Annotated in this window: 6 protein-coding genes and 1 pseudogene; 5 read left to right on the forward strand and 2 right to left on the reverse strand. The window is 51.1% G+C overall.

Going from position 1 to position 8,458, the window contains the following annotated elements; translation table 11 throughout:
* The first annotated feature begins 150 nt into the window (after positions 1 to 150).
* Both BP727_RS05900 and BP727_RS05905 read left to right on the forward strand, forming a co-directional pair.
* Positions 151 to 612 carry a hypothetical protein gene (locus BP727_RS05900; protein WP_013719835.1) on the forward strand — a complete coding sequence of 154 codons (462 nt, stop codon included), beginning with the start codon at positions 151 to 153 and terminating at the stop codon, positions 610 to 612.
* A gap of 92 nt (positions 613 to 704) precedes the next feature.
* Positions 705 to 3,617: a DEAD/DEAH box helicase gene (locus BP727_RS05905; RefSeq protein ID WP_273278328.1), complete on the forward strand. Its 2,913-nt coding sequence runs from the start codon at positions 705 to 707 to the stop codon at positions 3,615 to 3,617.
* Between the two features lie 76 nt (positions 3,618 to 3,693).
* On the opposite strand, the gene BP727_RS05910 is transcribed toward BP727_RS05905, so the two are convergent.
* On the reverse strand, positions 3,694 to 4,308 hold the full coding sequence (locus BP727_RS05910) for an acylphosphatase (RefSeq protein ID WP_273278329.1): 615 nt from the start codon (positions 4,306 to 4,308) through the stop codon (positions 3,694 to 3,696).
* A gap of 733 nt (positions 4,309 to 5,041) precedes the next feature.
* The gene (locus tag BP727_RS05915; protein ID WP_013719839.1) at positions 5,042 to 6,373 is read right to left on the reverse strand and encodes a phenylacetate--CoA ligase family protein; all 1,332 of its coding nucleotides are present in this window, start codon (positions 6,371 to 6,373) and stop codon (positions 5,042 to 5,044) included.
* A 376-nt stretch (positions 6,374 to 6,749) separates the two neighbouring features.
* Between BP727_RS05915 and BP727_RS05920 the strand changes: the two genes are divergently transcribed.
* The 3 genes and pseudogenes from BP727_RS05920 to BP727_RS05930 form a co-directional block, all read left to right on the forward strand.
* Positions 6,750 to 7,031, forward strand: a complete 282-nt coding sequence (locus BP727_RS05920) for a winged helix-turn-helix domain-containing protein (RefSeq protein WP_048132315.1) — start codon at positions 6,750 to 6,752, stop codon at positions 7,029 to 7,031.
* 107 nt (positions 7,032 to 7,138) lie between these two features.
* Positions 7,139 to 8,038: a dihydroorotate dehydrogenase gene (locus tag BP727_RS05925; protein WP_286857847.1), complete on the forward strand. Its 900-nt coding sequence runs from the start codon at positions 7,139 to 7,141 to the stop codon at positions 8,036 to 8,038.
* Positions 8,035 to 8,458: pseudogene (locus BP727_RS05930) on the forward strand (dihydroorotate dehydrogenase electron transfer subunit); the annotation flags it as partial. The gene BP727_RS05925 and the pseudogene BP727_RS05930, both read left to right, overlap by 4 nt.

Below are 8,458 nucleotides of genomic sequence, written 5' to 3' on the forward strand. Positions count from 1 at the left end.
TTTAGGTGACTGAAGCATAGCCGGCATTATGATTTTGTCTTTTTTAGATGCACGCATGTACCTTAAATAGAAGATTGTCCTTCAATCGAGAGGATGATTTGGATTATGAGTCAGATATTCACAAGGCCAATATTCACGAGGCCGGTATTTATGAGCCTGATCTCATTGTCCATTGCTTTTCTGCTGGCAGGCCTTGCAGTTTCAGGCATGCCCGCCTCATTTTATCAGGCCATGACCCAGATGAACACCTCAGACTACCTCTGCGTCAAGAACTATGATGCAGGCGCTAGCGTTACTGAGTCATACTCCGAATTCGACCATCTGGAAAAGGAGACGGAGATCAATAGCAGGTCTTTTCATCCATCCGGCATCAAGGATGATAGCAGCAGAGGCAATGCTACTCTAGAGGCCAGGATTGCATCCTCTCTTATCGGCAAGGCTCATATCGCCTGGCAGTCCAAAGATGTAAAATCAGGTCCCTATGGCCGCCATGCGGTTTATGGACTGGTGCAGGAGGACTTGATCGGCGTCCTCAACATTGAGAGGTTCATACATCTGAGCAGCAACGATTCCTATGGATTTTCAGGACCAGATTGGCTTCCCTGCAGCTAGTGAGAGATAGATACGCTTTAATCGTTCATCGACGTAGCATTCTTCCGAATTTGCCGCAAAGTATTCATATCCGATTCTGTGAATAACCGACTGTGAGCGCCTTCGATCATCTTCATCATAGGATCAGAGCAATACTGCAAGAGCAGGGCATAATCGAGCCGACGCTCCCTCAGGAGAAGGCGATACCAACAATTCTAGCAGGAGAGAACGTTCTCCTCATCGCCCCCACAGGTACAGGCAAGACAGAAGCTGCAAGCTTGCCCATCTTTCACCAGATATTATCCGGCGAAGGAAAGAGCAACAATACTCCAAAGCATGGCCGGGAGAAGAAAAAAGCAAGCAGGACGATGGATTCTGACGGAATGCAATCCAGCGCTATGGAATCTGGAGGTATGGATTCCAACGGCATAAAAGGAATAAGAGCGGTATACATCACACCCCTGCGCGCCCTGAACAGAGACATGCTTCGCCGCTTTCATGACTGGGGCGAAAGCCTGGGGATCTCAGTGGCGGTTCGCCATGGCGACACCAGCCAGAGCGATAGAAGGAGGCAATCATTGAGTCCACCTGACATCTTGATCACCACCCCCGAGACTCTGCAGGTCATGCTCACCGGAAAGAGGCTGCGCCTTAATCTCTCCACCGTCAGGATGGTAGTGGTGGATGAGGTTCATGAGATGGCTTCCTCCAAACGCGGCTCTCAGCTCTCTGTTCTCCTGGAAAGGCTTGTTGAGATCGCCGGAGATTTTCAGCGCATCGGCCTCTCTGCCACCGTCGGATCTCCGGAAACCGTAGCCAGACTGCTCGTTGGAACAAATAGAGGATACAGGATCGTCTGTGCAGATGTGGAAAGGGCAAGCAACTACCAGGTGGTCAGCCCTCAGCCCAAAGGCGGGGACTATTCCCTGGCCAGCACATTGGAGTGCGACCCCCGTTTGGCTGCTCAGATCCGCTGGATCCGAGATGAGGTGAGAGATAAGAAATGCCTCATCTTCGTCAACACCAGACAGGCGGCCGAGGTTCTGGGCTCAAGGTTCAGACAGCTTGGTGAGCCCATTGGAGTTCATCATGGCAGCCTATCGAAGGAGGCGAGGGTGGAGGCAGAGGAGGCCTTTAAAGCGGGAGAGCTGCAGGGCCTCATCTGTACTTCCTCTATGGAACTGGGAATCGATATTGGCGATGTGGATCATGTCATCCAGTACAGCTCTCCCCGAGAGGTCTCCCGGATGCTGCAGAGGGTTGGTCGTGCCGGACATAAGATTGGTCTCGTCTCATCTGGAAGCATAATCGCAACCTGTGCCGACGATGTGGCTGAGGCCTGCGCCATCGCCAGGAGGGCGGCAGACTCGAAGCTGGAGGAGATCAAGATCCATGAGAAGCCGACGGATGTCCTGGCCAATCAGATAGTGGGACTGGAGATCGATTTTGGCGATATAAGCCTCCAGAGAGTCCATCAGATCGTCTCCAGAGCTTATCCTTTCCGGGACCTGACGGTGGAGGAGCTGGAGGGAGTAGTCTCTCAGATGGAGGAGCACAGACTGGTCAGGCGAGAGGGAGGCATCCTGCAGAGGACTCGCAAGGCACGGGAGTACTATATCGAGAACCTCTCCATGATCCCGGATGAGAAGAGGTACAATGTCTACGACATAGTAGGACGCAGATCGGTGGGAACCCTGGATGAAGCATTTGTAGTTGGCTTCGCCCAGCCCGGCGCCACATTCGTGACCAAGGGAGAAATCTGGGAGATAACCGAGATTGCTGAGGAGGAGATTAAGGTGGTTCCCATTCAGCGAAGCGGAGAGATTCCCAGCTGGACAGGAGAGGAGATTCCCGTCCCCTTTGATGTGGCCCAGGAGGTGGGCCGGATCCGGAGGGAGATCAGCGAGATGTTCGAGTCGGGCAAGGGAGCGGAAGATGCTGAAGAGTGGCTCCAGAGCTGCTACCCGGTGGAAGATGAGGCGGCAAGAGAGCTGGTTGATCTCATAATGAGACAGAGGGAAAAGAATCATCCTGTACCAAACGAATCTCTGGTGGTAGTGGAAGGCGGTGGGGAGGGAGCGATCATAAACTGCTGCTTCGGCCATAAAACAAATGATACTCTGGGCAGGGTTATAACCTCCATCCTATCCGCTCGCTTTGGGAGCAGCGTGGCCTTGCAGATCGATCCTTACAGAATTGAGCTGACCCTTCCTAAAGCGTTGCTGGCGGAAGAGATCGAGAAGCTGATTGAGGATCTTGATCCGGACTATGTTCAGCCCATCCTGGAGATGACCCTGAAGAACACCTCCCTCCTTCGCTGGAAGATGATCCATGTGGCCCGCAAGTTCGGTGCCCTATCCAGGGATGTTGACTATCAGAGAGTGAGCATGGCAAAGCTGCTGGCAGTATTCGAGGGCACCCCCATGTACCGAGAGGCCTTGCGGGAGATCTATCACGATCGCCTGGATATCGAGCGGACCAGGATGGTTCTGGTGAGGATCAGGGATGGCTCGATGGCCATGACCACCAGCAGCCTCTCGCCTATTGGGACCAGTGGCCGGGGAGGCGGAAAGGATGTAACCTCTCCGGAGAATGCGGATGCTGCAGTGATCAAACTCCTCAAAAACAGGATTATGAAAGACCGCGTACTGCTATTTTGCGTGAACTGCAAGAAATGGAAATCCATGCGTCAGGTCGAACGGGTGCCCGACCGACCTGAGTGCCCTCTTTGTGGTTCCAGGATGGTGGCTGCTCTCAAGCCCTGGGAGGAGGATGAGATCAAAGTGGTCCGAAAGCGGGATAAGAAGACCTCTGATGAGAAGCGCAGGACCAAGAGGGTCTTTCGCAATGCAAACCTGGTCTTAAGCTATGGCAAGACCGCAGCCATTGCCCTTGCCAGCCGGGGTTTAGGACCTGAGACCGCAGCGAGGGTGATAGGCAAGCTTCAGAAGGACGAGATCGAGTTTTACAGGGACATTCTCAAAGCGGAAAAGGAGTATGCTAGGACAAAGAGATTCTGGGGTTGATGCGATCCTTTAGAAATTCCAGAAGGCCTTATGAAAAAGATGGGGAATACAATGGGCTATGCGAGCCCACTCTCACTTATGGCAAGCTTTCTTCTTTTTGTACATTTAGATAGCCTTCGATGCGATCGAATCTCCGATCCAGATGACACTTCATGTCAGACCTCAATTTTTGTATTTCTCCAATAGTGGAGTCCTGCTTGTCTAGCATTTGGTCTTGCTTGTCTAGCATTTGGTCTTGCTTGTCTAGCATTTGGTCTTGCTTGTCTAGCATTTGGTCCATCTTTCCATTCAACTCGGCAAAGCCGTTGCCTGTTATCGAAAGAAGCTTTTCCGTGTTTGATGCGATTACTCTGACCCCTACGACGAGCTCTTTCAGAATCTCTATACCATCATCAAGGCGTTCACCCACCTCATCCGGCCCAGTCATTTTTCGGAAGGTTGGATAAGCACCCGAAGCTTCTGAGAACTCAGATTCAATTTCATGCACATCTATGAGGAGATCCTTTATCTTTATAGCTGATGCGAGCTTCTCCAGGTTTTCCCTGCTGCCCTCGGCAATCAGCAGGACGTGACCATCCGGACGGTTCTGGACAAAACCTGTCAGCCCCAGGTTTTGAGCGGCAGATACTACCTTTGCGCGATAGCCAACCCGCTGCACCTTGCCCGAGATCATGGCAGTCAATCGCATCATTAAATCGCATATTATGTGCCTTTGAATATAAATCTTTCCAGGGAGGATTGCCACAAATCTGAATTTTGCAGAAAAGCTATCTTTAACGATAACGGATTTAGCCACTTGTGCAGGAAATCCGGAGTTTTAGAAATCATAAGGAATCATTCGATCACATGGATTCTTATACCAGCAATGCTCTGCCAATTTCAGGCCTCATCCTGAAATTGAGAATGATCTATCGTCCATGCGAACGATGCAAAAGCTCAATCTTCGGCTTCCCACCCAGAGAATTCCAGCAGCCGAGACATTCGAACTTTTTCTCCAACTCATCTGAGACCCAAGAAGGTACATTGGATTTGCGAACCTCGGCCATGATGATGTGCTTCATCATAATGCAATCTCTCTGATCTTCAGCACCGCAGGTATGCTCAAAGAATTCGCTTTGGCCATTCTTCGAATCGGATTTCCCTTTTTCTGCAAATTCAATCATGTCCTTCTACTCCTCTAGCCATATTTCGGAACCGGAGATTGGTTTTTGCCGTTAAAGCCGCAGCCTAACGATCCATATCAGGGAACATGCCGGTGCCGCATATGTCATCACAATATACATCAGGTGCATTACAGGCGCATTGAGATGATGTATATAACTATTAAGAATTATAGACTATATAACTCTTCCCTCCTGCGATATGTATTTAAAATATTGAAAAAAATGGAGAAAATGTGAGGAAGGCGATTTAGAGCTATACTTTCAGCTCTTTCCCTTTGCCCTCTCATCCTTGGCGTAGACGTCTCGCAGGTCCACGACCTTCTTTGACTTACCAGCCGTTCTTGGAATCGACCCTTTCTCCACCAGTTCTATCCTGCTCCGCACATTCAAGACCGATTTCAGCTTATCCTCAGTGATCTTCCGGATCCGGGCCAAGTCAGCCAACTCACCGGTAAATGCCTCGTCCTTCAGCTCAACCTGAATGCTGATCTCATCCAGACCGTGCTTCTTTCTGTCCACGACCACCTGGAAGTAGTTTCCAATCTCTGGAATGCTCACTAAGACATCCTCGATCTGGCTGGGGAAGACATTGATGCCCCGCACAATGAGCATATCATCGGCTCTTCCCAGGAATCTATGCAGCTTTCTGCTGGTGCGACCACAGGAGCATTTCTCTTCCATAATATAGGTCACATCGCCAGTATGGTATCTTATCAGAGGCATAGCCTCCTTGGTCAGGGAGGTAACCACCAGCTCGCCGGGCTCACCAGGCGCACATGGCTGCTCGTTATTATCCAGGATCTCAATCAAGAAATGGTCCTCCCAGATATGCAGACCGTTCTGCTCCTGACACTCGAAAGCTACGCCCGGACCCATCATCTCAGAGAGACCGTAAGAGTCGTAGGCTTTGATGTTCAGGGCCTCCTCCAGTTCTTTGCGTGCCTCGTCCGACCAGGGTTCAGCTCCAAAGCAGCCGATCCTCAGCTTGAGTTTATCCACCACTCCATTGGCCTTGGCGGTCTCTGCCAGGTAGAGGGCATAAGAGGGCGTGCAGTGCAGGACGGTCACCCCGAAATCCATCATGATCTCCAGCTGGCGATTAGTATTTCCCACACCGGAAGGAACAGCCATGGCACCCATCCGCTCGATGCCATAGTGAACTCCAAGCCCTCCGGTGAAGAATCCGTAATTCACCGCATTCTGGAATATGTCTCCCTTTCTTACCCCCGCCATCACAAAGTCTCTGGCCATGAGGTCTGACCAGGTCTCAATGTCTCTGGCGGTGTAGCCGACCACGGTGGGCTTTCCCGTCGTTCCGGAAGAGGCATGAACCCGCACAACCTCGTCCAGAGGAACAGCGAAAAGGCCAAAGGGGTAGTTCTCCCTGAGATTTTGCTTGCGAGTGGTTGGAAGCTTTGACAGGTCATTGAGGCTTTTTATATCATCTGGAGAAACACCTGCCTCCTTGAATTTATTGCGGTAAAATGGAACGCTATTGTAGACCTTCTCTGCGATGCTCTTGAGCCGCTTGAGCTGCAGCTCTTCCAGCTCACTTCTTTCCATTAACTCCAATTTCGGTTGCCAGTAATTCATTTTCATACCCTGGTGAATTTGATCTTGCTCGTATGATGCTGCTAATGCTACACGGTGTCATGAGAGAAAACGTCAGGGTATATCAATTCTTCCGCTGCAAGGAGTTAAAAAGCATACCCAAGGTATCTTATCAACCCGAATTCGGGACCGATTACGCCTTAAGAATGGGAGATGGATCCAAATAGTGGAACAATAGCTAAATTCTTTGTCGCAAAATCTGAACTCAGCATGCATTAAGCAATTATCTATAACACGAATAAACGCTAAGGATAGATGATAAGGATTTTAATTGCAGCTAATTCAGTACAGTTTTTTTTTCTGATTAGACATAATCGTCTATAATACAGGCAAGAGATTAGGACCAGAGTGGAGGAAGATGATGAAACGAAATAGAAATGAGATCATCTCAGAGATTCTTAGAATTTGCATAAAAGGAGCACGCAAGACAAAAGTGGTATATCAGGCAAACCTTAACTTCAGAACGGCTGATCCCTATTTGCAGCTTCTCATTAAGAACGACCTGATAGTCTCCAGCCAAGGACCACACGTGGTCTATAAGACGACTGAGAAGGGAATGAACCTGATGAAAGCGATAGATCAGGTCCATAGCACTCTGGCCGAATATCAGGATTCGCTCCCCACTCCGACATCGGCCTAAATTCTCATTTTGGGATAACAATCATACGGTAATCATCATATAAGTACTGCCATCTTTGCAGTATTGCCTATCCCAATGCTTTTATCCTTTTTCTACCATCTCCCACTATGCCATCGCTTTCTGTCCATGCTGGCGGCCTCGACCTGAAAAATCCGGTCCTTCTCGCCGCAGGCATCCTGGGCACTACAGGCGCATCCCTCTGCCGCGCATCACGAGCGGGTGCAGGAGGGGTCGTCACCAAATCCATTGGCTCTGTGCCAAGAGCGGGCCATCCAGGTCCCTGCATCGTTCATGTGGATTGTGGTCTCATCAATGCCATGGGCCTTCCCAATCCCTCTTATAAGGATTTTCAGGCCGAGATCGATGCTGCCAGAAAAGGGGGGGTACCTGTCATCGCCAGTATCTTCGCATCCAGCGCAGAGGAGTTTGCTCAGATCTCTCGAAACCTAGATGCTGATGCTTTGGAGCTTAATTTATCCTGCCCTCATGCCGAGAAGTACGGCAGCGAGCTGGGACGTTATCCCGATCTGGTAGAATCGGTGACCGGGGCAGTGAAGGCAGCCTCAAGCGTTCCAGTCTGGGTGAAGCTAACCCCCAACACCGCCGACATCCTAGAGCTGGGGCTCGCCGCCCAAAGGGGAGGAGCTGATGCCGTGGTGGCCATCAACACTCTGAAGGCCATGGCTATAGATATTGAGACCGGCTATCCCATTCTGGGCAACCGCTTCGGAGGCCTATCCGGACGGGCTATAAAGCCGGTGGCCGTTCGTGCGGTGTACGATCTTGCCTACCGTCTGGAGATCCCGGTGATCGGGGTGGGCGGAATATCCTCCTGGGAGGATGCGGTGGAGATGATCATGGCAGGAGCCTCTGCTATTCAGGTGGGGACCGCCCTTTTGCAGGGCTATGGCGTATTCGAGGAGATCACATCCGGCCTGTCTGCATACCTGGGGAGGAAATCAATAACTCTAGAAGAGCTGTGCGGCATGGCTGGGAGGTGCTCATGAGACCTATCGATACAGTTATAATGGAAGTCCAATCCGAAACCCCTCTGATCAAGACTCTCCGGCTGGACAGGAGCCTGGATCCTCATCCCGGGCAGTATGCCATGGTCTGGATTCGCGGACTGGATGAGGTTCCCATGAGCTTCTCTGGACCTGATACCATCACCGTGCAGTCGGTGGGTGAGGCCTCCGAGGCCCTCAATTCCCTGGGCGAGGGAAGGAGCATTGGGCTGCGTGGACCTCTTGGCAAGGGTTTTACTCTTCTGGGAGAAAGGATTCTGATCATCGGAGGCGGGGTGGGAACTGCGCCTTTGGCCTTCCTGGGCGAGCAGGCTATGAATGCGGGCATGGAGGTCACATCGCTGATCGGCTATCGCTGCTGTAGCGATATGATATTCCTGAAGAGGTTCCAGAGGCTGGGCA

Source organism: Methanosaeta sp. UBA356, assembly GCF_002496465.1.
Taxonomy (GTDB): domain Archaea; phylum Halobacteriota; class Methanosarcinia; order Methanotrichales; family Methanotrichaceae; genus Methanothrix; species Methanothrix soehngenii.

Excerpts from the sequence above, each read along its gene's own strand:
- BP727_RS05915 (WP_013719839.1), bottom strand. The coding sequence starts at position 6,373 with ATGAATTACTGGCAACCGAAATTGGAGTTAATGGAAAGAAGTGAGCTG.
- BP727_RS05925 (WP_286857847.1), top strand. The coding sequence starts at position 7,139 with ATGCCATCGCTTTCTGTCCATGCTGGCGGCCTCGACCTGAAAAATCCG.
- BP727_RS05900 (WP_013719835.1), top strand. The coding sequence starts at position 151 with ATGAGCCTGATCTCATTGTCCATTGCTTTTCTGCTGGCAGGCCTTGCA.
- BP727_RS05910 (WP_273278329.1), bottom strand. The coding sequence starts at position 4,308 with ATGATGCGATTGACTGCCATGATCTCGGGCAAGGTGCAGCGGGTTGGC.
- BP727_RS05920 (WP_048132315.1), top strand. The coding sequence starts at position 6,750 with ATGATGAAACGAAATAGAAATGAGATCATCTCAGAGATTCTTAGAATT.